The 26,942-nt window shown below is 65.4% G+C and carries 23 protein-coding genes and 1 riboswitch; of the genes, 13 read left to right on the top strand and 10 right to left on the bottom strand.

Going from position 1 to position 26,942, the window contains the following annotated elements; all coding sequences use genetic code 11:
• Nucleotides 1-423: 423 nt before the first annotated feature.
• From FCE95_RS02905 to FCE95_RS17015, 5 genes are all read right to left on the bottom strand, one after another.
• Entirely contained in the window at nucleotides 424-2,109 is a 1,686-nt protein-coding gene (locus FCE95_RS02905; protein ID WP_137265483.1) for a Kelch repeat-containing protein, read from the bottom strand.
• Nucleotides 2,110-2,228: 119 nt separating this feature from the next.
• Complete coding sequence (crcB, locus tag FCE95_RS02900; RefSeq protein ID WP_137265482.1) at nucleotides 2,229-2,633, bottom strand: fluoride efflux transporter CrcB; 405 nt, start codon at nucleotides 2,631-2,633, stop codon at nucleotides 2,229-2,231.
• Between the two features lie 246 nt (nucleotides 2,634-2,879).
• A riboswitch (Fluoride riboswitch) is annotated at nucleotides 2,880-2,949 on the bottom strand.
• Between the two features lie 9 nt (nucleotides 2,950-2,958).
• The gene (locus FCE95_RS02895) at nucleotides 2,959-4,227 is read right to left on the bottom strand and encodes a replication-associated recombination protein A (RefSeq protein WP_189644670.1); all 1,269 of its coding nucleotides are present in this window, start codon (nucleotides 4,225-4,227) and stop codon (nucleotides 2,959-2,961) included.
• Nucleotides 4,228-4,407: 180 nt separating this feature from the next.
• Nucleotides 4,408-5,034, bottom strand: a complete 627-nt coding sequence (lolA, locus tag FCE95_RS02890; protein ID WP_137265480.1) for an outer membrane lipoprotein periplasmic chaperone LolA — start codon at nucleotides 5,032-5,034, stop codon at nucleotides 4,408-4,410.
• A 59-nt stretch (nucleotides 5,035-5,093) separates the two neighbouring features.
• Complete coding sequence (locus FCE95_RS17015) at nucleotides 5,094-5,270, bottom strand: hypothetical protein (RefSeq protein ID WP_189644615.1); 177 nt, start codon at nucleotides 5,268-5,270, stop codon at nucleotides 5,094-5,096.
• Between FCE95_RS17015 and FCE95_RS02885 the strand changes: the two genes are divergently transcribed.
• Nucleotides 5,269-5,874 carry a hypothetical protein gene (locus FCE95_RS02885; protein ID WP_137265479.1) on the top strand — a complete coding sequence of 202 codons (606 nt, stop codon included), beginning with the start codon at nucleotides 5,269-5,271 and terminating at the stop codon, nucleotides 5,872-5,874. The two genes, FCE95_RS17015 and FCE95_RS02885, sit on opposite strands and share 2 nt — an antisense overlap.
• A 110-nt stretch (nucleotides 5,875-5,984) precedes the next feature.
• Here FCE95_RS02885 and FCE95_RS02880 read toward each other — a convergent pair whose 3' ends face one another.
• Together FCE95_RS02880 and FCE95_RS02875 are read right to left on the bottom strand one after the other, a co-directional pair.
• Nucleotides 5,985-8,333, bottom strand: a complete 2,349-nt coding sequence (locus FCE95_RS02880; RefSeq protein WP_223266818.1) for a DNA translocase FtsK — start codon at nucleotides 8,331-8,333, stop codon at nucleotides 5,985-5,987.
• Between the two features lie 118 nt (nucleotides 8,334-8,451).
• Nucleotides 8,452-9,519 (bottom strand): alanine dehydrogenase, encoded by a 1,068-nt coding sequence (locus FCE95_RS02875; RefSeq protein WP_137265478.1) that lies wholly within the window; start codon nucleotides 9,517-9,519, stop codon nucleotides 8,452-8,454.
• A gap of 257 nt (nucleotides 9,520-9,776) precedes the next feature.
• Here FCE95_RS02875 and trxB point away from each other — a divergent pair, with 257 nt between their 5' ends.
• The 5 genes from trxB (at nucleotide 9,777) to FCE95_RS02850 (ending at nucleotide 13,790) form a co-directional block, all read left to right on the top strand.
• Nucleotides 9,777-10,745 (top strand): thioredoxin-disulfide reductase, encoded by a 969-nt coding sequence (gene trxB / locus FCE95_RS02870; protein ID WP_137265477.1) that lies wholly within the window; start codon nucleotides 9,777-9,779, stop codon nucleotides 10,743-10,745.
• Between the two features lie 163 nt (nucleotides 10,746-10,908).
• A complete protein-coding gene (locus FCE95_RS02865; RefSeq protein WP_137265476.1) occupies nucleotides 10,909-12,030 on the top strand; it encodes a GNAT family N-acetyltransferase in 1,122 nt (373 codons plus the stop codon).
• 155 nt (nucleotides 12,031-12,185) lie between these two features.
• Nucleotides 12,186-12,944 (top strand): leucyl/phenylalanyl-tRNA--protein transferase, encoded by a 759-nt coding sequence (gene aat / locus FCE95_RS02860; protein WP_137265475.1) that lies wholly within the window; start codon nucleotides 12,186-12,188, stop codon nucleotides 12,942-12,944.
• 88 nt (nucleotides 12,945-13,032) lie between these two features.
• Nucleotides 13,033-13,251 (top strand): translation initiation factor IF-1, encoded by a 219-nt coding sequence (infA, locus tag FCE95_RS02855; protein ID WP_112926214.1) that lies wholly within the window; start codon nucleotides 13,033-13,035, stop codon nucleotides 13,249-13,251.
• A gap of 8 nt (nucleotides 13,252-13,259) precedes the next feature.
• Entirely contained in the window at nucleotides 13,260-13,790 is a 531-nt protein-coding gene (locus FCE95_RS02850) for a DUF4124 domain-containing protein (RefSeq protein WP_189644614.1), read from the top strand.
• A gap of 512 nt (nucleotides 13,791-14,302) precedes the next feature.
• Here FCE95_RS02850 and clpA read toward each other — a convergent pair.
• Both clpA and clpS read right to left on the bottom strand, forming a co-directional pair.
• Nucleotides 14,303-16,588 carry an ATP-dependent Clp protease ATP-binding subunit ClpA gene (gene clpA / locus FCE95_RS02845; protein ID WP_137265473.1) on the bottom strand — a complete coding sequence of 762 codons (2,286 nt, stop codon included), beginning with the start codon at nucleotides 16,586-16,588 and terminating at the stop codon, nucleotides 14,303-14,305.
• A 132-nt stretch (nucleotides 16,589-16,720) separates the two neighbouring features.
• Nucleotides 16,721-17,056, bottom strand: coding sequence for an ATP-dependent Clp protease adapter ClpS (gene clpS, locus FCE95_RS02840; protein ID WP_137265472.1), 336 nt, complete (start codon nucleotides 17,054-17,056; stop codon nucleotides 16,721-16,723).
• Nucleotides 17,057-17,175: 119 nt separating this feature from the next.
• Between clpS and FCE95_RS02835 the strand changes: the two genes are divergently transcribed.
• The 4 genes from FCE95_RS02835 (at nucleotide 17,176) to acnA (ending at nucleotide 22,392) form a co-directional block, all read left to right on the top strand.
• Nucleotides 17,176-17,655 carry an NUDIX hydrolase gene (locus tag FCE95_RS02835; protein WP_137265471.1) on the top strand — a complete coding sequence of 160 codons (480 nt, stop codon included), beginning with the start codon at nucleotides 17,176-17,178 and terminating at the stop codon, nucleotides 17,653-17,655.
• Nucleotides 17,652-18,785, top strand: coding sequence for a tRNA 2-thiouridine(34) synthase MnmA (mnmA, locus tag FCE95_RS02830; RefSeq protein WP_137265470.1), 1,134 nt, complete (start codon nucleotides 17,652-17,654; stop codon nucleotides 18,783-18,785). Before FCE95_RS02835 ends, mnmA begins: the two co-directional genes overlap by 4 nt.
• Entirely contained in the window at nucleotides 18,782-19,384 is a 603-nt protein-coding gene (hflD, locus tag FCE95_RS02825; RefSeq protein WP_137265469.1) for a high frequency lysogenization protein HflD, read from the top strand. Before mnmA ends, hflD begins: the two co-directional genes overlap by 4 nt.
• A 239-nt stretch (nucleotides 19,385-19,623) precedes the next feature.
• Nucleotides 19,624-22,392, top strand: a complete 2,769-nt coding sequence (gene acnA, locus FCE95_RS02820) for an aconitate hydratase AcnA (protein WP_137265468.1) — start codon at nucleotides 19,624-19,626, stop codon at nucleotides 22,390-22,392.
• Nucleotides 22,393-22,634: 242 nt separating this feature from the next.
• Here acnA and FCE95_RS02815 read toward each other — a convergent pair whose 3' ends face one another.
• The gene (locus tag FCE95_RS02815; RefSeq protein ID WP_137265467.1) at nucleotides 22,635-23,081 is read right to left on the bottom strand and encodes a nuclear transport factor 2 family protein; all 447 of its coding nucleotides are present in this window, start codon (nucleotides 23,079-23,081) and stop codon (nucleotides 22,635-22,637) included.
• A 159-nt stretch (nucleotides 23,082-23,240) separates the two neighbouring features.
• Here FCE95_RS02815 and FCE95_RS02810 point away from each other — a divergent pair, with 159 nt between their 5' ends.
• The 3 genes from FCE95_RS02810 (at nucleotide 23,241) to FCE95_RS02800 (ending at nucleotide 26,938) form a co-directional block, all read left to right on the top strand.
• A complete protein-coding gene (locus tag FCE95_RS02810) occupies nucleotides 23,241-24,923 on the top strand; it encodes a long-chain fatty acid--CoA ligase (protein ID WP_137265466.1) in 1,683 nt (560 codons plus the stop codon).
• An 86-nt stretch (nucleotides 24,924-25,009) separates the two neighbouring features.
• On the top strand, nucleotides 25,010-25,873 hold the full coding sequence (locus tag FCE95_RS02805; RefSeq protein WP_137265465.1) for a metal-dependent hydrolase: 864 nt from the start codon (nucleotides 25,010-25,012) through the stop codon (nucleotides 25,871-25,873).
• Between the two features lie 171 nt (nucleotides 25,874-26,044).
• Nucleotides 26,045-26,938 (top strand): crotonase/enoyl-CoA hydratase family protein, encoded by an 894-nt coding sequence (locus FCE95_RS02800; protein WP_137265464.1) that lies wholly within the window; start codon nucleotides 26,045-26,047, stop codon nucleotides 26,936-26,938.
• Nucleotides 26,939-26,942 lie beyond the last annotated feature (4 nt).

The raw sequence follows: 26,942 nt of genomic DNA, 5'->3' as shown, positions 1-26,942 counted from the left end.
TTTCCCTCATGTCGGAGCCGCGCGTCCCGTGAGCTTTTTTCTGCGTCCCAAGCAAATTCTCGTAGAGCGCGGCTTGCCCCGCTGCCCTTCGTTTCCGCCTTTCGTCGGCGTCTCGCGATCGCAGAAAGGATGCGGAGGCGGCGATGCGAGCTTCGACGCGCCAAGGCAGGCCTCGTCGCATGATCCGGAGGAAGCGGCGGGGCAAGCCGCGCTCTACGAAACCGGGATTCCCGGTTCGGCATGATCCGCTTCGTTTTGTAGAGCGGAGCTTGCTCTGCTGCATGCTTGTGCTTTTGTGGGAGCGGCTTCAGCCGCGAGCTCTTCCATCAAACTCGAAATCGAAAAGCTCGCGGCTGAAGCCGCTCCCACAAAAGGGCAACAAGCGCGGTCTCCGCTCGTTTAAGCGGAGACCGTTCGAGTCGGTTAGCGCGAGCCGCTCAAGCCCTGCGCGGCCGTTCGGCGCACGCGATCCATCGCCTTGTCCTGCACCGGCTTGGGCTTGCTTTTCTTGGCGATGCCGCGCGGATCGGCGCCCGCCACTTCGGACACCACGACGATTTCGTTGTTGGCGGTGATGTCTTCGTTGGTCGCGGTGCTGGCCAGCGCGATGGCCACCAACGGCTGCGGCCATTCGCCGGATGCCGGCGCCGTCGCGTCGATCTTGATCGCCACCGCCGGACGCGGAATCTTCGGATTGGGATTCGCGCGCAAGGTACCGCCCGCCGGCGCGCACGAGAACGCATTGCCCGACTGCTCGCAACGCCACGTGCCGGATTGGTTCGATTGCGCGATCTGCCACTTCTTCACCGCGACGCCGGGCGGCAATTCGGCTTCGATGCCGACTTCGGTCGCGGTCAAGGTCCCGGCGTTCTCCAGCCACAGCAGATAATTGAAATCGCCATGGCCGGCGACCTTCGGTTTGGACACCGACATCTGCAGCGACAGGTCCGCGTACGGGCCCGGCGTCGGCGTGTAGACCTCGGCGATCGCCAGCGGCGGCTCCCACGGACGCACGCCGCCGGCGACGAGCACGCGGCCGTCGTGCAGCACCGCCGTCGCCGAGCGCGCGCGGCCCAGCTGCATGTTCGCGACCACGGTGAACTTGCCGGTGACCGGGTCGTAACGCTCGGCGCGGCGCGTGCCGCCTTCGTCGGTTTCGCCTGCGGTAAACAGCACGCGGCCGTCGGGCAGCGGTGTTTGCGCATGGTCGGAGCGCGCCCAGGTCAGATCGTCGGTGCGCGAGAACGTGCCTGCGGCCGGATCGTAGAGCTCGCCGTACGGACGCCAGACCCCGTTGTCCAGGCCGCCGCCGACCAGCACCTTGCCGTTTTCGAGTTTCGATGCGGTGGCCATGAAGCGCGGCGCTTCCAGGCCGCCGGTCGCGGCGAATTGGCCCGTGGCGGGATCGAAGATTTCCGCCGACGCCACGCTCCAGGCATCGGTGGTCAGGCCGCCGACGATCAGCACCCGCCCATCGTTCAAAGTCGTCGCGGTATGGCTATTGCGCTCGATCGTCATGTCGCCGGTGCGGGTGAAGCGATTGGTCGCCGGGTCGTAGATGTCGGCGCTGGCCAAGCGCTGCCCCGCGCCCCAACCGCCGGCGACGAGGACGCGGCCATCGGCCAACAAAGTCGCGGCATGGAAATAACGCACGCCGCTCATGTCGTTGGCGGTGCGGGTGAACTTACCGGTCGCCGGGTCGTAAACCTCGGCGCTGGCCAAGGCGATGGTTTGCCCGTCTGCGTCTTGGCCGATGCCGCCGGTCAGCAAGACGCGGCCGTCGGCGAGCGCGGTGATCGTGGCGTTGCCGTCGCGGCCGGCAGTCATCGAACCGGTCGGTAGGAACGTGTTCGTTTCCGGGTCGAAAAGCTCGGCGGTGGCCAGGTATTCGCCCCAGCCTTGATCGTTCAGGCCGACGCCGCCGACGACCAGGACTCGACCGTCGGGCAAGGTGGCGGCCATCGCCATGTCGCGGCCTTGGCGCAGGTCGCCGGCGCGGACGAAGCCGGTGGCCAAGGCATCGGCGAAGGGGATCAACAACAGCAAGAGCAGCGGGATCAGGGCAACGAAGCCCGTCCATAAAGCGCGGACGATTTGCTTGGTTCGCATGGGTCGCCTCCAGCACGGTGGGACGGCCGCGGGGGCGCGGGCCGGTCCGCCACGCTGGAACGCCGCGCCGCCGGCGGCATTCCCATCGCGCTACGAAGGCTTTCCGATCGTTTTATCCGCTACACCGGCGGCCGTATCCATGCCGCCGTACGGGCGCCGAGCCAGACCAGAAGCAAGCCGGCGACCAAGGTCGCGGCCAGATAGCCCAGCAACATTCCGCTGCGTTGCGAGCGGGCGAACAGCAGGCATTCCAGCATCAGCGCCGAATAGGTGGTCAGCCCGCCGAGCAGCCCCACGATCAGGAATGCGCGCCAGTACAGCGCCGAGGGTCCGCGGCTTTCCAGCCAGACCGCGATGTAGCCGACGGCGAAGGAACCGATCAGGTTCGCCGCCAGCGTGCCCCAGGGGAAGCCGTCGCCGAGCCGGCGCAGCAGGAAACCGCCCAGCCAGAAGCGACCCGCGGCGCCGAGTGCGCCGCCGGCCATGACCAGCATGAGTTGTTGCCACCAGATCGCGGGGTTCATCGCGCGTCTCCAACGAGGACCGGCTTTTGCAGGGATGCCTTTTGTGGGACCGGTTTTTGTGGGAGCGGCTTTAGCCGCGAGCTTTTTGCTGCAAGCTCGCGGCGTGAGGGAAAGAGCTCGCGGCTAAAGCCGCTCCCACATAAGCCCGGACCACGAGAGAGGTTTATCGAAAAAGATCGATGAATCATGAACTTGCCCTTCATTATTGAAATGATTCGGAAGGGCGAACGTCTACCGCCCTTGCTGGGTCCGGTAGGCATCATCAGCGGGCTGCGAAGCCGGCGGTTCGGGGAGGAATGCCATCTCCCATGCGGATCGATTATGCCTAGCGCTCGCGCGCGGCGCGAGCGCGTGCGGCGCGCAAGGCGTCGAGCTTTTCCTTCAGCTTGATTTCCAAACCGCGCTCGACCGGTTCGTAGTACACCCGCTCGCCCATCGCATCCGGAAAGCCGGTCTGGTCCAAAGCGATGCCGCCGTCGGCGTCGTGGTCGTATTGGTAGCCCTTGCCGTAGCCGAGCTGTTTCATCAGTTTCGTCGGCGCATTGCGGATGTGCATCGGCACGTCCTGCGTGCCGTATTCCTCGACATCGCGCTTGGCCGCCTTGAAAGCCACGTAGCCCGCGTTCGATTTCGCGGTGCTGGCCAGGTAGATCACCACCTGCGCCAGCGCGAGATCGCCTTCGGGACTGCCGAGCCGGTCGTAGGCGTCCCAGGCTTCGGTGGCCATCTGCAAAGCCCGCGGATCGGCCAGGCCGATATCTTCCACGGCCATCCGGGTCAGCCGCCGCGCGAGATAGATCGGATCGGCGCCGCCGTCGAGCATGCGCGCGAACCAGTACAGCGCGGCGTCGGGATTGGAGCTGCGCACGGATTTGTGCAGGGCCGAAATCTGGTCGTAGAACTGTTCGCCGCCTTTGTCGAAGCGGCGGGTGCGGTCGGCCAGCACTTGGCGCAAGGTGTCTTGATCGATCTCGCCGCCCTCGCCCGCCAATTCGGAGGCGATCTCCAGCAAGGTCAAGCCGCGACGTACGTCGCCGTCGGCCGCGCCGGCGATTTCGGCCAACGCTTCGTCGCCGATGCGCAGGCCGCGGCCGCCGAGGCCGCGTTCTTCGTCGTGCAAGGCGCGGCGCAAAGCTTCGGCGATGTCGTCGGCCGAAACGGCCTCCATCACGTGCACGCGGCAGCGCGACAGCAGCGCCGAATTCAATTCGAAGGACGGATTCTCGGTGGTCGCGCCGACGAACAAAATGGTGCCGCGTTCGATGTGCGGCAAGAACGCATCCTGTTGCGCCTTGTTGAAGCGGTGCACCTCGTCGACGAACAGCACCGTGCGCCGGCCTTCGGCGAAACGGTGGGCGGCCTCGGCCAACACCTGGCGCACTTCCGGCAGGCCGGACAACACCGCCGAGATCGCGCGGAATTCGGCGTCGGAATATTTCGCCAGCAGCAGGGCCAGCGTCGTCTTGCCGCAGCCGGGCGGGCCCCACAGGATCATCGAATGGACGTGGCCCGATTCGATCGACGCGCGCAGCGCCGAACCGGGCGCGAGCAAGCGGCGCTGGCCGACCATTTCGTCCAGCGTCTGCGGGCGCATGCGCTCTGCGAGCGGGCGCAGCGCGTCGCGGTCGACGCTCAGCAGGTCTTCGGATTCGTTCGGCTGGGGTTTGCGCTTGGCCACGGCCGCATTCTAGCGCTGGGCTGTTAAAGCTCCCTCTCCCATCGGGAGAGGGTCATCCGCCCTTCGGGCACCTTCTCCCGATGGGAGAAGGGGAACTCACCGCTCCTCGCCGATCACGTCCACGCCCTGCGGCGGCTTGTAGGCGAACGTGCCGGCGGCGAACGAAGGGTTGCGCTTCCAACCGCTGAAGGCGATTTCGGTGCGTTGGCCCAAGGCGTCGACGATTTGCATCTTGGCCAGGCCGCCTTGGCCGAAACCGAGTTTGGCGGACTGGAAACTGGCTTGTTCCTCGTTCTTCGGCGACAGCAGCAGCCATTCCAGGCCGTCGGCGTCGCCCGCATCGGCGACCCTGAAATCGCGGTCCAGCTTGCTCGGATCGATCAACGCCGCGAGCGGGCTGTTCTGTTCTTCCACGCCTTGCGGACGCACCGTCACTTGTTGCAGGTCAGGATCGTAGACCCACACCTTCTTGCCGTCGGCGACGATCAGCTGCGGATGCGGTTGTTTGTATTCCCAGCGGAACAGGCGCGGCGCCGACAGCGCGACCCGGCCGCTGGTGGTTTCCTTCAATTTGCCGTTGGCGTCGAACACTTTCTGCGCGAACTGGCCGTCCAAGCCCTTCAGGCCGCGGGCGAAAGCGTTGAGATCGTCGCGGGCCGAAGCCCATGCGGCGAGCGGGATCGTCAGCGCGGCGGCGGCCGCAAGCAAGGCGATGCGTTTCATGGCGGATCTTCCGGATGCGATGCCGGCAGTCTGCAAGCGCCCAGCTGAATAGGGCCTTCTCAGGGGCCCTGCAGCAGCCGGCGCTTGGCTTCGGCCTGGATTTCCAAGCCTTCCGGCGAGGCTTCGCCCTTGCGCGGCCGCGCACTGGTGGCCCGCAATTCGTCCGCGGTCGCGCAGTCGGCGCAGATCGCTTGCGCGCTCAACGGCGCCGCGACGATCGGGCCGGATTCGATCATGGCCGGCATCGTCGCTGCGGGGACGGCGGCGGGCAGCACGGCAGGATCGACCGGAGGCGATACGGGGCTTGCGAGGGGGACGATCGGAGCGGCTACGGAAGGCGCGGGCTGCACGGAAGCCAGCATCGATGGCTCCTCGATCCGCATGGCGGGCGTTGCCGGAGAAGCCGACGGAAACGCGTTCGCCGTCGGCGAAGCGGACGGCGCGGAAACTGCGATTACGACCGCTGCAGGAACGATGGCGGCCTGTGCAACGGCCGGTGCGGTGGTGGTCGCCGGAAGCGGCGCTGGCACCGGTGCCGCGACCATTGGCGTGGATGCGACGGGGAGCGGTGCGAGCGGCGTTACCGGTGCGGGTTTCGATGCAGCGACGGACGACACCATTGAAGTCGGGCGTTGCGGAATCGGCCCGGGGGACGTCGTTACCGCCGGCATCGCCGCCGGCGCTTCCTCGCTGATCGTGATGGTCGGACCGCTTACGACCGGTGGAGTCGCCGTCACGGCCGGCGCGAGTGGCGGCAGGCTGACGACAGGCTTCGGCGTCGCGATCCGGGTCGACGGATCGTGGACCGGACCTTCCTTCTTCCAACGCAGCCAAGTTTGAGCTTGGGCTTGAGGCGTCGACAAACACGCAGCCGCAGCGAGCGCGACGGCCGGCAACCATCGGATGGTGCGCATGTTGTTTCCCCGGTGACGCTCCCCCGTCGCCGGAGCTTAGCCCTTCGGCGGCGGCGGTGCCAGCACGCTGCGGTCGCCGTTGTGCTCCGGCGGCGAGACCACGCCGGCGGCCTCCATGGCCTCGACCAGGCGGGCGGCGCGGTTGTAGCCGATCTTGAGCCGGCGTTGGACGCCGGAAATGGAGGCGCGGCGGGTCTCGGTGACGATCCGCACCGCCTCGTCGTACAGCGGGTCGCTCTCGTCCCCCGCCCCGCCGCTGCTCTCAGGCAGGCCGGTGGCGCCGACGACGATGCCCTCGCCCATCGACTGCACTTCCTCCAGCACGCCTTCGATGTAGTCCGGGCCGCTGCTGCTCTGCTTGAGGTGTTCGACCACGCGGTGCACTTCGTCGTCGCTGACGAAGGCGCCGTGCACGCGTTCGGGCATCGCCGTGCCTGGCGGCAGATAAAGCATGTCGCCGTGACCGAGCAGCGTCTCCGCGCCGGATTGGTCCAGGATCGTGCGCGAGTCGATCTTGCTCGACACCTGGAACGCGATGCGGGTCGGGATGTTGGCCTTGATCAAGCCGGTGATCACGTCCACCGACGGACGCTGCGTGGCCAGGATCAGATGGATGCCGGCCGCGCGCGCCTTCTGCGCCAGGCGCGCGATGAGTTCTTCGACCTTCTTGCCGACGATCATCATCATGTCGGCGAATTCGTCGATGAAGATGACGATGAACGGCAGCGTCTCCAGTTGGCGCGGCGCTTCGCCCAACTCCGGATTCGGCTTGAACAACGGGTCCATCATCGGCTGGCCGGCGTCCTGCGCGTCCTTCACCTTCTTGTTGAAGCCGGCCAGGTTGCGCACGCCGACCGCGCTCATCAACTTGTAGCGGCGCTCCATCTCCGCCACGCACCAGCGCAGGCCGTTGGCGGCCTCCTTCATGTCGGTCACGACCGGCGCCAGCAGATGCGGGATGCCCTGGTAGACGCTGAGTTCCAGCATCTTCGGGTCGATCATCAGCATGCGCAGGTCTTGCGGGCCGGCCTTGTACAGCAGGCTCAGCACCATCGCGTTGACCGCGACGGATTTGCCCGAACCGGTGGTGCCGGCGACCAGCAAGTGCGGCATGCGCGCCAGGTCGGCGACCAGCGGGCGTCCGGCGATGTCCTTGCCCAGCGCCAAAGTCAGATGGCTGCCGGACTTGTCGTATTCCTTCGAACGCAACAGCTCGCTCAGGTAGATCATCTCGCGGTGGGTGTTCGGCGTTTCCAGGCCGACCACCGACTTGCCCGGGATCACATCGACCACGCGCACCGATTTCAGCGACAGGCCGCGGGCGATGTCCTTGTCCAGCGAGCTGATCTGGCTGACCTTCACGCCCGGCGCGGGTTCGAGTTCGAAACGGGTGATCACCGGGCCCGGATAGGCGCCGACCACCTGCGCTTCGATGCGGAAGTCGCGCAGCTTGAATTCGATCTGGCGCGACAGCGTCTCCAGCGTTTCCTCGCTGTAGCCCTTCTGCTGCGGTTTGGGGTCGTCGAGCAAGGCCAGCGGCGGGATGCCGGAGCCGTCGCCGACATGGAACAGCGGGATCTGCTGCTCGCGCTTGGCGCGGTCGCTCTTCTCCACTTGCGCCGGCGCGGGCGGTTCGATCTTCACCGGAGCGCGCTTGGCGCGCAGTTCGGTTTCGACTTTGCGCGATTCTTCGCGCTCCTCGCGGTACGCCCTCGCCTCTTGCCATTCCACCGCTTGCTGCGTGCCGCGGCGGAACAGCCCCGGCAAGGCCAGCGCCCATTGGCCGAGCTTGTCCATCACCGCCAGCCAAGACAGGCCGGTGGCCAAAGTGATCGAAGTGAGGAACAGCGCCAACAAGAAAAGGTTGCTGCCCATGACCCCGAAGCCGGCCATCAGCGATTTGCCGACCAGACGGCCCAGAATGCCGCCGGCGCCGGCCGAAAAGTTTTCGACCAGCCCGATCCGCAAATGGAGCAATCCCGCCGCCGAAATGAGGAATCCCACGATGCCCACCAAGCGCAGCGCCGGACCCAGATCGGCGCCGCCGTCGCCGTCCACGTCCATGCCGAACAGCGCGATCCAGGCGATCACGCCCAGCATGATCGGCAGCAGGTAGGCCACATAGCCGCAGAAGGTGATGAGGATGTCGGCGGCGTAGGCGCCGACCAGCCCACCGACGTTATGCAACTCGCCGGTCACGCTGCCCTGATGCGACCAACTGGGATCGTCGGGCGAGAAGGTGAACAAGCTGGCCACCAGATAAAGCAACACCGGCGCGATCAAAATCAGCGCGATGTCCTTCATCAACCGCTGGCGACGCGGGTTCGGCACCGCGGGTTGCGGTGCGGCGGCGGGCTTGCGCGACTTCTTATTGGGTTCGGAGATCGGGCGTGCCACCGTGCGTGATTACCTGAAGAAAATCCTCTAGAAGCTTGATACTACGTTATTTATCGCTCCGGGCGAAGCGCCGGAGCGACCGAGGTCAGGCCGGCGGAATCGATCCTTACAGCTTCATCCCCTGCAGCGCAGGATGCACCAATTTGCCGCCTTCCACATTGATGCCCTTCACCAGCGCCGTATTGTCGCGCCAGCTGCCCGAAGCCAGCTTGTTGACCCAAGGCAGGATCGCCGCGCAGATCGCCTGCGACGAAGTCTGCGGCACGGCGCCGGGCATGTTGGTGACGCAGAAGTGGGTGACGCCCTCCTCCACGTAGGTCGGTTCCTTCCAGGTGGTGGCGCGCGAGGTTTCGAAGCAGCCGCCCTGATCGATGGAGATGTCGACCAGCACGCTGCCGTCCTCCATGCCCTTGATCATTTCGCGGCTGACCACGTGCGGGGCGACCGCGCCGGTGACGAGCACGGCGCCGATCACCAGGTCGGCCGAAGCGACTTCGCGGGCGACCACGTCTTCGTACGGATACAGCGCGGTGACGTTGTTGCCCAGGCGCATCATTTCGTCCATGCGATCCTGGCGCTTCTCGAACACCACCACGTTGGCGCCGCCGGCCGCGGCCAGCGCCGCGGAATTGCCGCCGGCTTGGCCCGCGCCGAACACCACTACCTTGCCGCGCTCGGTCGACGGCAGGCCGCCGAGCAGCTTGCCCTTGCCGCCCATGGGCTGGTGCAGCAGATGGGTGCCGACCTGGATGCCGATCTTGCCGGCGATGATCGACATCGGCGCCAGCAGCGGCAGGTCGCCGTTCTCCAGTTCGACGGTTTCGAACGCGACGCCGGTCAGGCCGATGTCGAGCAGGCGCTTGGTCAGTTCCGGCAGCGGCGCCAGATGCAGATAGCAGAACAGCAGGTGGTCTTTGCGCAGCAGCTTCAGGTCGCCTTCGATCGGCTCCTTCACTTTGACGATCAACTCGCCCTTGTCGTACAGCGCGGCCGCGTCGGGCGCGATCTTCACGCCCAGCGCCGTGTATTCGGCGTCCTTGAAACCGGACTTGATGCCGGCGTCCTTTTCCAGCCAAACCTCGTGACCGCGCTTGACCAGGTCGCCGGCGGCGGCCGGCACCAAGGCCACGCGGCCTTCGAGGGTCTTGGTTTCCTTGGGTACGCCGATACGCATCTTCGTTCTCCGTCGCCGGCAGGGCCGGACTCAATCGCCCGAAATGCGGGCGCCACATGTTGAAAACCCGCGCAGGGTTGCGCGGGCCGTTGCTGTACTCGTGCGCATGCCGCGGAAGCCGTGCGGCGGTACGCAATGTTGCGGAGGACGCGCCTTGATAAGCGGGGCCGCGGTCGCCAAGCTATGGGTTCCGCCGCGCCGCCGTTTCCGACGAAAAACCTCGTCCAAAGCGCGTTCCATTCCGCCCGCGAGTATACATGACCCCCTCTTCTACCAGTTCGCCCAAGCACTGCCGCCTTCTGATCCTCGGTTCCGGCCCCGCCGGCTGGACCGCCGCCGTCTACGCGGCCCGCGCCAACCTGAAACCGGTCGTCGTCACCGGCCTGCAGCAGGGCGGTCAGCTGATGACCACGACCGAGGTCGACAATTGGCCCGGCGATGCGCACGGATTGATGGGGCCGGACCTGATGACGCGGATGCAGGCGCACGCCGAACGGTTCGAGACCGAGACGATTTTCGACCACATCCACAGCGCCGACCTGTCGCAACGCCCGTTCCGCTTGAAGGGCGACAACGGCGAGTACACCGCCGACGCCTTGATCGTGGCCACCGGCGCCACCGCCAAATACCTGGGCATCGCTTCGGAAGACCATTACAAAGGACGCGGCGTATCGGCTTGCGCGACTTGCGACGGCTTCTTCTACAAGGACCGCGACGTGGCGGTGATCGGCGGCGGCAACACCGCGGTCGAGGAAGCGCTGTATCTGTCGCATATTTGCCGCAAGGTCTACCTGGTCCACCGCCGCGACACGCTGCGTGCGGAGAAGATCATGCAGGACAAGCTGATGGCCAAGATCCAGGCCGGCAAGATCGTGCCGGTGTGGCACCACACGGTCGACGAAGTGCTCGGCGACGATGCCGGCGTCACCGGCGTGCGGTTGCGTTCGACCTTGGACGAGTCCACGAAGCAGCTCGAGATCCACGGCTTGTTCGTCGCGATCGGCCATACCCCGAACACCTCGTTGTTCGAGGGCCAATTGGCGATGAACAACGGTTACATCGAAATCCGCTCCGGCCTGAGCGGCGGCGCCACCGCCACCTCGGTGGCCGGCGTATTCGCCGCGGGCGATGTGGCCGACCAGCATTACCGCCAGGCGATCACCTCCGCCGGCTTCGGCTGCATGGCGGCGCTGGATGCGGAGAAGTTCCTGGACAAGGACGCTTGATCGGGTCGGCGATCCCCACCCGTTCGTCATTCCGGCGAAAGCCGGAATCCAGGCCGACGCATCGGTTACATCGCTACGGCCTTCGATTCGCAAGCCTCGGCTTCGGCGCGGGCTCTCCCCGGATCCCGGCTTTCGCCGGGATGACGCGAGATCGGTAACTCGTATGCCCACCGCCCGCATCGTCGGCGACATCGGCGGCATTCCCGCCGAACGCTGGAATGCGCTCCACGACGGCCGCAACCCGTTCGTCTCGCACGCCTTCCTCGCCGGCTTGGAAGAGCACGGCTGCCTGCGCGCCGACTGGGGCTGGACGCCGCAACACCTGACTTTATGGGAAGGCGACGAACTGCTCGCCGCCGCGCCCGGTTATCTGAAGACCAATTCCCACGGCGAATTCGTCTTCGACCACGCCTGGGCGCACGCCTACCAGCGCTACGGCCAGGACTATTTCCCTAAATACCTGTGCGCGGTGCCCTACTCGCCCGTCACCGGCCCGCGCCTGCTCGCGCGCGACGGCCAGGGTCGTCGCCAACTGCTGGCCGCGATGGCGCACATAGCCGACGGAAAGCAGCTGTCGTCGGCGCACATCAATTTCCATCTTGAATCCGAAGACGAAAGCTTCGGCGAAGGCTGGCTGCCGCGCATCGACGTGCAATACCACTGGCGCAACGACGCCGGCTGGCGCGGCTTCGCCGATTTCCTGGGAGCGATGGACCACAAGCACCGCAAGAACATCCGTCAGGAACGCGCCAAAGCGCTGCGTACCGGCGTCGGATTCCGGGTCGTGCACGGTCGCGATGCGAGCGACGACGATCTGGTCGCGATGTACGGCTTCTATCTGCAGACTTTCGCCGAATACGGCAATTCGCCGGCGCTGACCTTCGGGTTCTTCCGCCACCTGGCCTCCGCGCTGCCCGAAAGCTTGGTGATGTTCCTGGCCGACCACGAAGGCGAGACCATCGCCGGCGCTTTGTGCCTGCGCGGCGGGGACACGTTGTACGGCCGTTATTGGGGTTCGACCCGCGCCTTGCCGGGATTGCATTTCGAAACCTGCTACTACCAAGGCATCGAGTACTGCTTGCGCCAGGGCTTGCGCATTTTCGAGCCCGGCGCGCAGGGCGAGCACAAACTGGCGCGCGGTTTTCTGCCGACCTTGGTGCGCAGCCGGCATTGGATCGCCGATCCGGATTTTTCCCAGGCCTTGGCCCATTGGTGCCGCGAAGAGGCCGAATCGGTGCGCCGCTATGCCGCCACGCTGACAGCGCACTCTCCTTTCCGCGGGTAACCCTGCTTTGTAGAGCGGAGCTTGCTCCGCTGCTTTGCCTTCGTACGGAGTGGCTTTAGCGGCGAGCTTCGCGACATCGCTGCGATTTGAGGAGAAGAGCTCGCGGCTGAAGCCGCTCCTACAAAAGACCCGGGCGGTTGCGCTAACGTTCCCGTGTGGCCTTCCGCATCCGCCAACTCGATCCTTCGCCGGACGCTCCGTTCCCGCCGGTCGAGGACGCGCTGCGCGAACCCGACGGGCTGTTGGCGATGGGGGGCGATCTGTCCCCCGCTCGCCTGTTGAACGCCTACCGCCATGGCATCTTCCCCTGGTATTCGCGAGGCCAGCCGATCCTGTGGTGGAGTCCGGATCCGCGCATGGTGTTCCGCACCGACGGCGTGCGGCTGTCCTCGCGTTTCCGGCGCGACCTGAAGTCTTCGACCTGGGAGATCCGGGCCGACACGGTTTTCGACGAGGTCGTCGCCGCCTGCGCGCAAACGCCGCGCCGCGGCCAGCGCGGCACCTGGATCACCGCCGAAATGCAGGCCGCTTACAGGGAATTGCACCGGCTGGGCCATGCGCATTCGGTGGAAGTCTTCGAAGGCGCGCGTCTGGTCGGCGGCATCTACGGCGTGGCGGTCGGGCGCATGTTCTTCGGCGAAAGCATGTTCAGCGCGGTTTCGGGCGGATCGAAAGCGGCGCTGGCCGGGCTCGCCCGAGGCCTGCAGAGCTGGGGCTGGGCGCTGATCGACGCCCAAGTGGAAAGCGAGCATCTGCTGAGCCTGGGCGCGGAGGCCTGGTCGCGGCCCGTGTTCATGGCCGAACTCCGATCGCGAGTGTCCCAGCCGCCGCGCGAGGGAGCCTGGACACAGGCGTTCGGGACGATCCCCGCCCGCTTGCTCGCAGGCCCTCCGGCATCTCCGCCCCAGATTTAACGTTTTCTTTGCCTGCCCAGGCACCGCGTGGCAGAATGACCGGCTTCGGGCGCCCCGTGCCCGGCACTTTCAGGCAGCAACAGGACGCATGGCGAAAGACGACGTCATCGAATTCGAAGGCACAATTTCCGAAACCCTCCCGAACACGATGTTCCGGGTGAAGCTGGAGAACGGCCACGAGATCATCGCCCACATCTCCGGGCGGATGCGCAAGAACTACATCCGCATCCTCACCGGCGACAAGGTCAAGGTCGAAATGACGCCTTACGACCTGACCAAGGGCCGCATCACCTACCGGATGAAATGATGGCCGGCGTGCGAGCCCTCAGGTTCGCACCCGCCGCGCTCCTGGTCGCGGCCGCCTTGGCCTGTACGGCGACGCAAGCGCAGACGACTTATCGATGGACGGACGCCAAAGGCAACGTCCACTACACCGACAGCCCGCCGCCGACCAGCGCCAAAGACGCGCGCACCGTCGGTCCGCCCGATCCGACCGCGCCGCGCGACCTGACCAAGATCCCGCGCGTGCAACCGGCCACGCCCAAGATCGCCGCGCAGCCCGCGCCCGCCGTCGGTCCACCGCCCGAGCCCGCGATCGCGGATGTGCAGAAGCAGTTGGAACAGAATCGCGAATATCTGCGCAAGCAGCGCAACGCGAAGACGCAAAAGGAACGCGCGATCCGCGATGCGGAGCAATGCACGGCTTGGTACAAGTCGCTTGAACGCGTGGAAGCGGCGGAGAAGCAGACCGGGCCGAAGCAGCCCAATGCGGCCGAGTTGAAGGATTTGGCGCAAACCAAGGCCGAGTTGCAGCGGAATATTTCCGCGCTCTGCACGCGCCCTTAAGCCTTCGCCACTGCGAAAGGACGCGTCGGCTTCATCTAACAATCAATCGTTTTTCTGAGCCGCCGTTCGAGCTCGGAAAACATGCCGCCCGTCCGCAGCCGTTTCGAAAGACTCAGCCGCGAAAATCCGGGCGTATATCTTTGGCCGGCGGCGCGCGCCGCACGCTGAGGGGAAGACAGCGCTTCCATCGAGTCATTACGAGGCCTTATGAAGAAGATCCCGACTCTCCTGTCTTGCGCTTTGTTCGCCGGATCCGCCTTGCTCGCCGCCGATGCCGTCGCGGGCGATCACGCTCTTTCCCCTTCGGCGGCATGCAAACCCGCCAGTTTGTTCGAGCTATGGATCGCCCCGCCCAAGGAGTGCCGTAGGGGCAAAACCAGCGTTTGGCAGGGCGTGTTGAACGTTTTCGGGCAGTGACGATGGGATAAGAGCAGAAAGCGGGCCTGGCCCGCTTTCTGTTTATCCCGAGTATCCGAAAGCAAAAAAACGCCGGCGATCGCCGGCGTTTTTTCTTAGCGCACCGTCGCCGGCAACAACTTCTCCGGCTCGGCCTGCGCATCCACCACCAGTTCGCCGTCGCTCACGTCGATGCCGACCTTGCCGCCGCCGACCAGCTTGCCGAACAGCAGTTCGTCGGCCAGGGCGCGCTTGATCTTGTCCTGGATGACGCGGGCCATCGGCCGCGCGCCCATCAGCGGGTCGAAGCCGTGCTGGGCCAGCCAGTCGCGCGCGGCCGGGGTGGCCGACAGCGACACGTTCTTCTCGTGCAGCTGCACTTCCAGCTCGATCAGGAACTTGTCCACCACGCGCAGGATGTGGTCGAAGCCCAGCGCCTGGAACTGCACCACCGCGTCCAAACGGTTGCGGAATTCCGGGCTGAAGCTGCGCCGGATCACTTCCATCGCATCGGTGCTGTGGTCCTGCTGGGTGAAGCCGATCGTACGGCGTGCGGCTTGCGCGGCGCCGGCGTTGGTCGTCATCACCAGGATCACGTTCTTGAAGTTGGCTTCGCGGCCGTTGGTGTCCGTGAGGATGCCGCGGTCCATCACCTGCAACAGGATGTTGAAGATGTCCGGATGCGCCTTCTCCACCTCGTCCAGCAGCAGCACGCAGTGCGGTGTCTTGACGATCTTTTCGGTGAGCAAGCCGCCCTGGTCGAAACCGACGTAGCCCGGAGGCGCGCCGATCAGGCGGCTGACCGAATGCGGCTCCATGTATTCGGACATGTCGAAGCGGACCAATTCGATGCCCAACTGCAGCGCGAGTTGCTTGGTCACCTCGGTCTTGCCTACGCCGGTAGGGCCGGCGAACAGGAAGTTGCCGATCGGCTTGTCGGGATTGCCCAGGCCCGAGCGCGCCAGCTTGATCGCCGACGTCAAAGTCTCGATGGCCGGATCCTGGCCGAAGATCACCATCTTCAGGTTGCGCTCCAGGTGCTGCAGCACGTCCTTGTCGGAAGCGCTGACCTGCTTGGCCGGGATGCGCGCCATCTTGGCGACGATGGTTTCGATCTCTTCGACGTCGATGATCTGCTTGCGCACGTCTTCGGGCAGCAGGCGCTGGCGCGCGCCGGCCTCGTCGATCACGTCGATCGCCTTGTCTGGCAACAAACGGTCGCCGATGTGCTTCACCGACAGATCGACCGCGGCCTTGATCGCGTCGTCCGCGTAGCTGACGCCGTGGTGTTGTTCGTACTTCGGCTTCAGGCCTTGCAGGATTTCGACGGTTTCGCCGACGGTCGGCTCGACGATGTCGATCTTCTGGAAGCGGCGCGCCAGGGCGCGGTCCTTTTCGAAGATGCCGCGGTATTCCTGGAACGTGGTCGAACCGATGCAGCGCAACTCGCCCGAAGCCAGCATCGGCTTGATCAGGTTGCTGGCGTCCATGGTGCCGCCCGACGCGGAACCGGCGCCGATGATGGTGTGGATCTCGTCGATGAAGAGAATGGCGCCGGGGTGCTTCTTCAGCTGCGCCAGCACGGCCTTCAGGCGCTTTTCGAAATCGCCGCGATACTTGGTGCCGGCGACCAGCGCGCCCAGGTCGAGCGCGTAGATGGTGGCATCGGCCAACACCTCGGGCACGTCGCCTTCGACGATGCGCTTGGCCAGGCCTTCGGCGAGCGCGGTCTTGCCGACGCCGGCTTCGCCGACGTACAGGGGGTTGTTCTTGCGGCGGCGGCAGAGCACCTGGATGGTGCGTTCCACTTCGTCGGCGCGGCCGACCAGCGGATCGATCTTGCCTTCGCGGGCGAGATGGTTGAGGTCGCTGGCGAATTCGCTGAGGGCATCGCCCTTGTGCTCGCCGCCCTCGCCTTCGCCGGATTTGGCTTGCTCGTCGCCGCCCTGGGCGGAATCTTCCTCGCCGCCGAGCTTGGCGATGCCGTGCGACAGGTAGTTGACGACGTCCAGCCGGGTCACGTCCTGCTGATTGAGGAAATAGACGGCGTGCGAATCCTTTTCGCCATAGATCGCCACCAGCACGTTGGCGCCGGTGACTTCCTTCTTGCCGGAAGATTGCACGTGGTAGACGGCGCGCTGCAGCACGCGCTGGAAGCCGAGCGTGGGCTGGGTGTCGCGGCCGTCGTCGTCGGTCAGTTTGGCGACCGAAGTGTCGATGGCCTGTTCCAGCTCGCCGCGCAGGCGGCCGAAGTCGGCGTTGCAGGCTTTCAGGACGGCTTCGGCCGAGGGGTTGTCCAGCAGGGCCAGCAGCAGGTGTTCCACCGTCATGTACTCGTGGCGCGCCTCGCGGGCGCGCTTGTAGCACTGGCCGATGGTGTGTTCGAGGTCTTTCGAGAACATGGGGCGGATGCCTCCGTTACGACTGCTGCCCTATCTGGGGACGACCTTACGCCTTTTCCATCCAGTGGTGGGAGGGCTCGCGGCGGAGGTCCAGCACCGGCCCATACCGGTTCCATGAACCTCAGCCCCGAGCTAAGCCTTTTCCATCGTGCACAGCAGGGGATGCTGATGCATACGGGAGAACTCGTTCACTTGGGCCACTTTCGACTCTGCCACCTCGCGGGTGTAGACGCCGCAAACGCCGCGGCCGCGGGTATGCACGTGCAACATGATCTGGGTTGCTTTTTCCAGATTCATCGCAAAGAAGCTGACAAGGACTTCGACCACGAAATCCATCGGCGTGTAATCGTCGTTCAGCAACAGTACGGAATACAGCGGCGGCCGCGCCGTTTCCGGCTTGGCCGTCTCGACGATGGCGCCGTGGTCGCGGCCGTAATCGGCGCCGTTTTGGTCGGTTTTCTTGGGCATGGGCTCGATTATACGAACGCGGTTCCGGGCGCGTCGTGGACGCGGGCCCCCTCGAACAAGGAAAATGGGGGCGTGATCGAATCCGACAAGTTCCTTCCCCGCCGCCGAGGAGGCCGCGCATGAGCTATCGCGAAGGCCGCTTCTGGCAGCCCGACGTGACCGTGGCCACGGTGGTGGTGCGCGAAGGCCGGCTGTTGCTGGTCGAAGAACGGGTCAACGGCGGACTGGTATTGAACCAACCCGCGGGCCATTTGGAGCCGGACGAAAGCCTCGAACAGGCCGCGTTGCGCGAGACGCTCGAGGAAACCGGCTGGGACGTGCGCCTGACCGCGTTCGTCGGCGCGTACCAGTGGAAGGCGCCCGCCAACGCCGATGGAAGCGGCGGTCGCCATTACCTGCGTTTCGCCTTCGCAGCGGACGCTGTGTTCCACGATCCGCAACGTTCGCTGGACGAGGGCATCGTCCGCACCCTGTGGCTGACACCGGCCGAACTGCAGGCGGCCGCGCCGCGCCACCGCAGTCCGCTGGTGTGGCGCGCGGCGACCGATTACCTGGCCGGCCGGCGCTACCCGCTGGCCTTGGCCCAGCACGTGGCATGAGCGCGCCGCGCACCATCGTCGGCGTCTCGGGCGGGGTGGATTCGTCGGTCGCGGCCTTGTTGTTGCGCGATGCTGGCGAGCCGGGCGCGGGCCTCTTCATGCAGAACTGGGCCGACGACGGCAGCGGCGATTGCCGGGCCGAGGACGACCGCCGCGATGCCGTCGCCGTTTGCGGCCGGCTCGGCCTGCCGATCCACTTCCGCGATTTCTCGCGCGAGTATTGGGACGGCGTGTTCGCGCATTTCCTGGCCGAATACGCCGCCGGGCGCACGCCGAATCCGGACGTGCTGTGCAACCGCGAGATCAAGTTCAAGCATTTCCTGGACGCGGCGCGCGAACTGGGCGCCGAACGCATCGCCACCGGCCACTACGCCCGGGTCGAGCGCCGCGGCGACGGCTGGGCGCTATTGCGCGCGGCCGATTCGGGCAAGGACCAGAGCTACTTCCTGCACCAGCTCGGCCAGGAACAGCTGGCCGCGACGCTGTTCCCGCTCGGCGGCATGCTCAAGCGCGACGTCCGCGCCCTCGCCGCTCAAGCGCAACTGCCGACCGCCGAGAAGAAGGATTCCACCGGCATCTGCTTCATCGGCGAACGCGATTTCCGCGAATTCCTGGCGCGCTATTTGCCGGCGCGCGAAGGCGAAATGCGCACGCCGGATGGGCGCGTCGTCGGCACGCATCCGGGCGTGTTCTATTTCACTTTGGGGCAGCGCGAAGGCCTGCAGATCGGCGGCGTGCGCGGTTTCGAAGCCGCGCCCTGGTACGTCGTCGGCAAGGACGTGGCCGGCAATGTGTTGTACGTCGATCAGGGCGCCGACAGCCGTTGGCTGCAATCGCGGACGCTGTGGTCCGAGGCCGCGCACTGGATCGCCGGCGCGCCGCCGGCGCAGCGCTTCTCCTGCACGGCGCAGACTCGTTACCGGCAAGCGGCCGAACGCTGCGAGGTCGGCGTCCGCGACGACGGCACCTTGGAAGTGCGCTTCGCAGACGAACAGCGCGCCGTCACGCCGGGCCAATCGCTGGTGCTGTACGACGGCGAGGTCTGCCTGGGCGGCGCCGTGATCGCCGAAACCGACGCCCCTCTGGAAATGCGACTCAACCAAGCGACGCGAAGGAACCACGCGGCATGAATCCGGCGATACAAGAGCGCGTGCTGGCCCTGGCCGGCATGGCCCAAGCGCTGCAGCAGGTGCGTCGCATCGCCGAAACCGGCCAGTCCGATGCGGCCGTGGTCGCCACCGCCATCGAGAGCGTGTTCCGGATCGACGCCGACTCGCCGTTGGCGATCTACGGCGACGCTTCCGCGCTGCAGCCGGGGCTGCGCCTGGTGCGCGACTATCTGAGCAACGCGGTCGACGATCCGCTGCTGCCCAAGCTGGCTCTAGCCGTGCTGCAGATCGAACGCCGCTTCGTCGCCGACGGCGACGCCGTGCGCCAGGTGCAGCGCGGCATCGCCGCGTTGGCCCCGGCTTCCGAACGGTTGGGCAGCGCGCATCCGGACATCCTGGCCGGCCTGGGTAGTTTGTACGCGGAGACGATCAGCCAGCTGCGGCCACGGGTGATGGTGCAAGGCAATCCGCATTATCTCGGCCAGGCCGGCGTGGTCGCGGAGATCCGCTCCATCCTGCTGGCGGCGCTGCGCTCGGCGGTGCTGTGGCGGCAACTGGGCGGCAGTTTTTGGGATTTTCTGTTGCGGCGGCGAGACATGCTGGAAGCCGCAGGCGGCTGACTGCCCGCTTTTCGTAGGAGCGGCTTTAGCCGCAAGCTCTTTTCGGCAAATCGCGGGTTTAGTCGGTGTTCGCGAGAAAAAGCTCGCGGCTAAAGCCGCTCCTACGAGAAGCCAAGGGCGCCATACGACCTAAGTCCAAAGCGCATGGAAGCTGCGCCGGGACGCCGCTTCCGGCATAATAACGGGGCTAACCGCGGTGTTTTCCTCCCGCCCTCCCCGCCATACCGCCAGGAGCCTTCATGGCCGACTCCTTCGCCACCCGCGCCCGACTCGACGTCAACGGAAAGTCGTACACCTACGCCAGCCTGCCGAAACTCGGCGAGCGCTTCGATCTGGGTAAATTGCCCTACTCGATGAAGATCCTGCTGGAGAACCTGCTGCGCCACGAAGACGGCGGCATCACGGTCGGCAAGGAACACATCGAAGCCGTGGCCCAGTGGAACCCGAAGGCCGAGCCGGACACCGAAATCGCCTTCATGCCGGCCCGCGTCGTGCTGCAGGACTTCACCGGCGTGCCCTGCGTGGTCGACCTGGCGGCGATGCGCGACGCGGTCACCAAGCTCGGCGGCAAGCCGTCGCAGATCAATCCGCTGATCCCGTCCGAACTGGTCATCGACCACTCGGTGCAGGTCGACGTGTTCGGCCGCCCCGATGCGCTGGACTTGAACGGCAAGATCGAATTCGAACGCAACAAGGAACGCTACGGCTTCCTGCGCTGGGGCCAGAAAGCTTTCGAGAACTTCAAGGTGGTGCCGCCGAACACCGGCATCGTTCACCAGGTGAACCTGGAGAACCTGGCACGGGTGGTGATGGAACGCACCGTCGACGGCGAAAACTGGGCCTTCCCCGACACGGTGTTCGGCACCGACAGCCACACCACGATGATCAACGGCATCGGCGTGCTCGGCTGGGGCGTCGGCGGCATCGAAGCGGAAGCGGCGATGCTCGGCCAGCCTTCGTCGATGCTGATCCCGCAAGTGGTCGGCTTCAAGCTGACCGGCAGGCTGCCGGAAGGCACCACCGCCACCGATCTGGTGCTGACCGTCACCCAGATGCTGCGCAAGCTGGGCGTGGTCGGCAAGTTCGTCGAGTTCTACGGCGACGGCCTGCAGCACCTGCCGCTGGCCGACCGCGCCACCATCGCCAACATGGCGCCGGAATACGGCGCGACCTGCGGCATCTTCCCGATCGACGCCGAATCGTTGACCTATCTGCGCTTGTCGGGCCGCAGCGAGGAACAGATCGCGTTGGTCGAGGCTTATGCGAAGGCGCAAGGTTTGTGGCACGACGCGAATTCGCCGCACGCCGAATATTCGGCCACGCTCGAACTGGACATGGCCGATGTGCGCCCGTCCCTGGCCGGCCCCAAGCGTCCGCAGGACCGGGTGCTGCTGGAGGACGTGCATAGCAACTTCAAGGACAGCCTCGGCCCGCTGATCGCCAATCGCAAGCCGAAAGGCGTCGGCTGCGCGATCGAGGAACTGAAAGGCGAAGGCGGCGCCCAACCGCAGGCCGAACATCTGGCCGCCGAACCGGTGTCCAAGATCCGCATCCAGGACCAGGACGCCGAACTGCGCGACGGGTCGGTGGTGATCGCCGCGATCACCTCCTGCACCAACACATCCAACCCGGCGGTGATGCTCGGCGCCGGCCTGCTGGCGCGCAACGCCAACAAGCTCGGATTGAAGGCCAAGCCGTGGGTGAAGACCTCGCTCGGCCCGGGTTCGCTCGTGGTTACGGATTACCTGAAGAAAGCCGGGGTGCTGAACGATCTGGAAGCCCTGGGCTTCTATGTGGTCGGTTACGGCTGCACCACCTGCATCGGCAATTCCGGCCCGCTGCCGGACGAAGTGTCCAAGGGCATCGCCGAGAACGAATTGGTGGTCGCTTCGGTGCTGTCGGGCAACCGCAACTTCGAAGGCCGCGTGCATCCGGAAGTGAAGGCGAACTATCTCGCCTCGCCGCCGCTGGTCGTGGCGTATGCGTTGGCCGGTACGGTCAATATCGATTTGACCACGCAGCCGATCGGCCACGACAAGAACGGCAAGGACGTGTTCCTGCGCGACATCTGGCCGTCGAACAAGGAAATCGGCGACACCATCGCCGCAACGGTCGGTCCGGAACTGTTCGCGCAGAACTACGCGGACGTGTTCAAGGGCGACAGCCGCTGGAACAACATCGCCTCGCCGGACGGCGAGTCCTACCAGTGGGACGGCTCTTCGACCTACATCAAGAACCCGCCCTACTTCGACGGCATGACGATGAGCGTCGGCAATATCGACGATATCCACGGCGCGCGCGTGCTGGGTTTGTTCGGCGATTCGATCACCACCGACCACATCTCCCCGGCCGGCAACATCAAGAAGGATTCGCCGGCGGGCCGCTTCCTGCAGGAACGCGGCGTGCAACCGGCCGACTTCAACAGCTACGGCTCGCGCCGCGGCAACGACGATGTGATGGTGCGCGGCACCTTCGCCAATATCCGCATCAAGAACCTGATGTTCGGCGACGAGGAAGGCGGCAACACGCTGTACTTCTCCAAGAACGGTGGCGCCGGCGAGAAGTTGGCGATCTACGACGCGGCCATGAAGTACAAGGCCGACGGCGTGCCGCTGGTGGTCTTCGCAGGCAAGGAATACGGCACCGGCTCCTCGCGCGACTGGGCGGCTAAGGGCACCAACCTGTTGGGCGTCAAGGCGGTCATCGCGGAAAGCTTCGAGCGCATCCACCGCTCCAACCTGGTCGGCATGGGCGTGCTGCCGTGCCAGTTCAAGGACGGCGAGAACGCGCAGACTTTGGGCCTGGACGGTTCGGAAACCTTCGACGTCGCCGGTTTGAAGGACGGCGCTTCGAAGACGGCGACCGTCACCGCGACCAAGGCCGACGGCAGCAAGAAATCCTTCGAAGTGAAGGTGCTGCTGCTGACGCCGAAGGAAGTGGAGTACTTCCGTCACGGCGGATTGCTGCAATACGTGCTGCGTCAGCTGGCGGCCAAGAAAGCGGCGTAAGCCTCTCCTCTTGCCCGGAAGCGAAAAAGAGCGGCCTAGGCCGCTCTTTTTCTTGTGTAGAGCGGAGTTTGCTCCGCTGCTTTGGTTGTTCGTAGGAGCGGCTCCAGCCGCGAGCTTTTTCCTTCAAATCGCGACGTTGCATCGATTTTTTTGAGAAAAAAGAGCTCGCGGCTGAAGCCGCTCCTACGAAAAGCGGGGCGAAGACAAGAGCAGCGGAGCAAGCTCCGCTCTACACAAGCGAATCAAAGACCGGGTTTCCAGCTGGCGCTGGTCATCTTCCAATCGCCGTCCTCCAGGCGCCAACCGGTTTCCACCTCGTACACCTCGGCCGAATCCGGCAGCAGGCCGCTTCCGCCCGTAGCGGCCGCGGTGAAACGCACGGTGGCATGGCCTTCCTGGACGCGGATGTCCAGCGGCCCGAGCGTGAGGCCCAATTTCTCGTGCCGCATCATCTGCAACGCGGCCATCCGCCGCACGCCGTCCCGGTCCAGTCCTTCCGGCCCGACGAAATCCTCGGCCAGACGCTCTTCGACGACGCCGGCGTCGCGCGCCTCGATGCCTTGCTGCAGTTCGGCCATCGCCTCGCGCAGCGCTTGTTCCGGCGGCGTGCGGGCGCAGCCGAGCACGAGCAAGGCCAGCGCCGCCGCCGCGAACCATGCGCGAGCGCGACCGGATGCGAGCTGGCCCATGAAATCCCCCGATGCGGAAAGCCGGCACGCTAACACGTCCGCAATCCCGCTCAAGGCCATCGCAGCGCGCCTTGCCAGCCCCTAGAGCCTATGCTCCAATCCGGACAGGCGCCGCAGAACGCCATCCGAAACGGACCATGAGATGAGGGGGAAAGCGCCGTGAACCAGGAACGTCCTTGGCTGTCCAGCTATCCGGCCGGCGTGCCCGCCGACATCGATCTCGAGCAGTTCCCGTCGATCGTCTCGGTTCTGGAATCCTCGTTCGACCAGTTCCGCGACAAACCCGCCTTCAGCAACCTCGGCAAGGTCCTCAGCTATGCCGACATCGACCGCCTCAGCCGCCAGTTCGCCGCCTACCTGCTGGGCGAGCTGAAGCTCAAGAAAGGCGATCGCGTCGCGATCATGATGCCCAACTGCCTGCAGTACCCGATCGCCACCTTCGGCATCCTGCGCGCCGGCCTGGTGGTGGTGAACCACAATCCGCTCTACACCGCCCGCGAACTGCGCCATCAATTGCAGGATTCCGGCGCCAAGGCGATCGTGGTGCTGGACAACTTCGGCCACACCTTGCAGCAGGTCCTGGCCGACACCGACGTGAAACATGTGATCGCCACCGGCCTGGGCGACATGCTCGGCTTCCCCAAGGGCGCGATCGTCAACTTCATGCTCAAGCACGTGAAGAAGATGGTGCCTGACTACAGCATTCCGAGCGCGATCCGCTTCAACGACGCGCTGACCCTGGGCCAGCGCCACACCCTACCCGAGGTGGTCATCGAGCCGGGCGACATCGCTTTCCTGCAATACACCGGCGGCACTACCGGCGTCGCCAAGGGCGCCGTGCTCACCCATCGCAACTTGGTCGCCAACATGCAGCAGGCCTCGGCCTGGATCGGCACCAATATGGAGATGGGCAAAGAGATCATCATCACCGCGATCCCGCTGTACCACATCTTCGCACTGACCGCGAACGGCCTAGTCTTCATGAAGTTCGGCGGCATGAACTACCTGATCACCAATCCGCGCGACATGCCCGGCTTCGTCAAGGAGCTGAGCAAGGTGAAGTTCAGCGCCATCACCGGTGTCAACACGCTGTTCAACGGTCTGCTCAACACGCCCGGTTTCGACAAACTGGATTTCTCGCACCTCAAGCTGACCTTGGGCGGAGCCATGGCCGTGCAGCGCGCGGTCGCCGACCGCTGGAAGAAAGTCACCGGCGTGACCCTGGTCGAAGCCTACGGCCTGACCGAAACCTCGCCTGCCGCCTGCATCAATCCGCTCGACCTGGCCGAATACAACGGCGCGATCGGCTTGCCGATCTCCTCCACCGATGCCTGCGTCAAGGACGAGGACGGCCGCCAACTGCCGATGGGCGAAGTCGGCGAGCTGTGCATCAAGGGCCCGCAGGTGATGAAGGGCTACTGGCAACGGCCGGAAGAGACCGCGAACGTGATCGACGCCGAGGGCTGGCTGCACACCGGCGATATGGCCAAGATGGACGAGAAGGGTTACTTCTACATCGTCGACCGCAAGAAGGACATGATCCTGGTGTCCGGCTTCAACGTGTATCCGAACGAGGTCGAGGACGTCATCGCCTCGATGCCGGGCGTGCTGGAGGTGGCCGCGGTCGGGGTGCCGGACGAGAAGTCCGGCGAGGCCGTCAAAGTGGTCATCGTGAAGAAGGATCCCGCGCTGACCGCCGACCAGGTCAAGGCCCACGCCCGCGAGAACCTGACCGGCTACAAGCATCCCAAATACGTGGAATTCCGCACCGAACTGCCGAAGACCAACGTCGGCAAGATCCTGCGCCGGGAGTTGCGGGACGCGCCGCCTGGCGGCGCCTGACAGCGCCGAACGGCGGGACGATTCCGGATCGTCGTGATGTAATAGCGATGCCATCGGGGGCAATGCCAATATGAGGATGCCCCTCGATGCGCTCAACCGACGCCGGCCCCGGCCAGCTGCAGCCGCGCCGCTTTCTGCCCGAGTTCGCGTGCGACACGCCCCGCCATTGGTGCGGCGGCGATCCCGCGCTGACCCACATCCTCAACGCCTACACGCTGCTCGTGCCGGGCAACGAAGGCTATTTCATCCGTGGCATGAAACGGGCCTTGCCGCTGCTCGCCGACCCATGCCGACGCCGGTTGGCGACCGAGTTCATGCAACAAGAAGGCATGCATGGCGCGGCGCACTACCGGTATTGGCGGGTGCTGGAGAACCAGGGATACCGGATCTCCGGCTTCCGTTCGCGCACCGACGCGTTCCTGTACAAGACCTTGGAGCCGATGACGCCCTTCAAGCTGCGCCTGTCGATGATCGCTTGCGTCGAGCACATCAATGCGTACATCGGGCACGAATTCCTGGCGCAGCGGATCCTCGAACCCGCGCATCCTGAATTACGGGCGCTGTTCGAATGGCATTTCGCCGAAGAGATAGAGCACAAGCACGTGACCTACGACCTGCTCGCGGCGATCGCGCCGGGGTACGCACTGAGGCTGCTCGGCGCGACCATGGTGCTGCCCATGTTCTACGGCCTGATCGGTCTGGGCGCGATCTGCCTGCTATGGCAGGACCGGCATCTGTTCAAGCCGGGTACTTGGTGGGCGCTGGGCCGGCACTTGTTCTGGCGGGACCGCATGGTCTGGCGCACGTTGAAGCATTGCCTGGCCTACCTGCGCCCCGGATTTCACCCCTGGCAGCTCGACGACGCGGGGTTGGCGGCCGAGGTCATCGCCCGCTATTCCGCCCCGGGCAGCGCCAGGCTGCGGGAAACCCTAGCCACCGCCGAAATCTAAAGTTCAGCGGCCACGAATGGGTCATTTTTCCCGCGGAATGAACGGCTTCCAAGCGCCGGGCCGGCCCCGGCCCCGGCTTGCATCTTTACTTTGGGTTCAGGTGTAGGATCGTCGCGCGGGCGGCTAGCCCGTCCTTGCCTACTTGATTCTTTACCCTGCCGGAGCCCTGCCATGTCCCTGCTCGAACGCGTTCCTCTGATTCTCGAACCCAATTTGGTCCGCCACGTCACCGACGACGCCGGTCAAAGCGATTGGCTGCATATGCATTCCAGTCCGACCGAGGCCTACCACCCCTGCTTCTCCGAGCGCCTGCTGCAGGAGATGAAACGCGGCCAGGAACGCATCCGCCGCAAGCTGTCCGCCGATTCTGATCCGAAGGCCGGCATCCATCATCTCGTGTTGGCTTCGGACGACGCCAACGTTTTCAACCTGGGCGGCGATCTGGCCCTGTTCTCGCACCTGATCCGCAGTGGCAATCGCGGCCGCCTGCTCGAGTACGCCCGCCTGTGCGTGGAGGTGGCCTACAACTTCTCGCGCCTGTACGAAGACCGCGTGCACAGCATCGCCGTGATCCAGGGCGACGCGCTGGGCGGCGGTTTCGAAGCCGCGCTGTGCTGCCACACCATCATCGCCGAGGAAGGCGCCGGAATGGGCTTCCCGGAAGTGCTGTTCGATCTGTTCCCGGGCATGGGCGCCTACACCTTCTTGACCCGGCGCGTGCCGGCGGCCAAGGCCGAGCGCATGATGCTGGACGCGCGCGTCTATCCGGTCGAAGAACTGCTGCAGATGGGCGTGGTCGACTACGTGGTGCCGAAGGGCGAAGGCCAGGCGTTCGCGCGCGAACTGATCCGCAAGCACAAGCGCATGGGCAACGCACTGCGTTCGATGAACACCATCCGCCAGGCCTGCCAGCCGGTCAGCTTGGACGAACTGCTGGCCGTGACCACCGAATGGGTAGACGCCGCGATGCGCCTGAACGACCGCGCGCTGCGCACGATGGATCGCCTGATCCGCGCCCAGCAGCGTCGGGCGGAAGAAGTCGCGCCACAGGCCATTTCGGCCTAAGCCG

It is taken from the genome of Luteimonas gilva, from assembly GCF_005239095.1.
Taxonomy (GTDB): Bacteria; Pseudomonadota; Gammaproteobacteria; order Xanthomonadales; family Xanthomonadaceae; genus Luteimonas_C; species Luteimonas_C gilva.
This window is presented reverse-complemented; position numbering and strand designations above follow the sequence as displayed.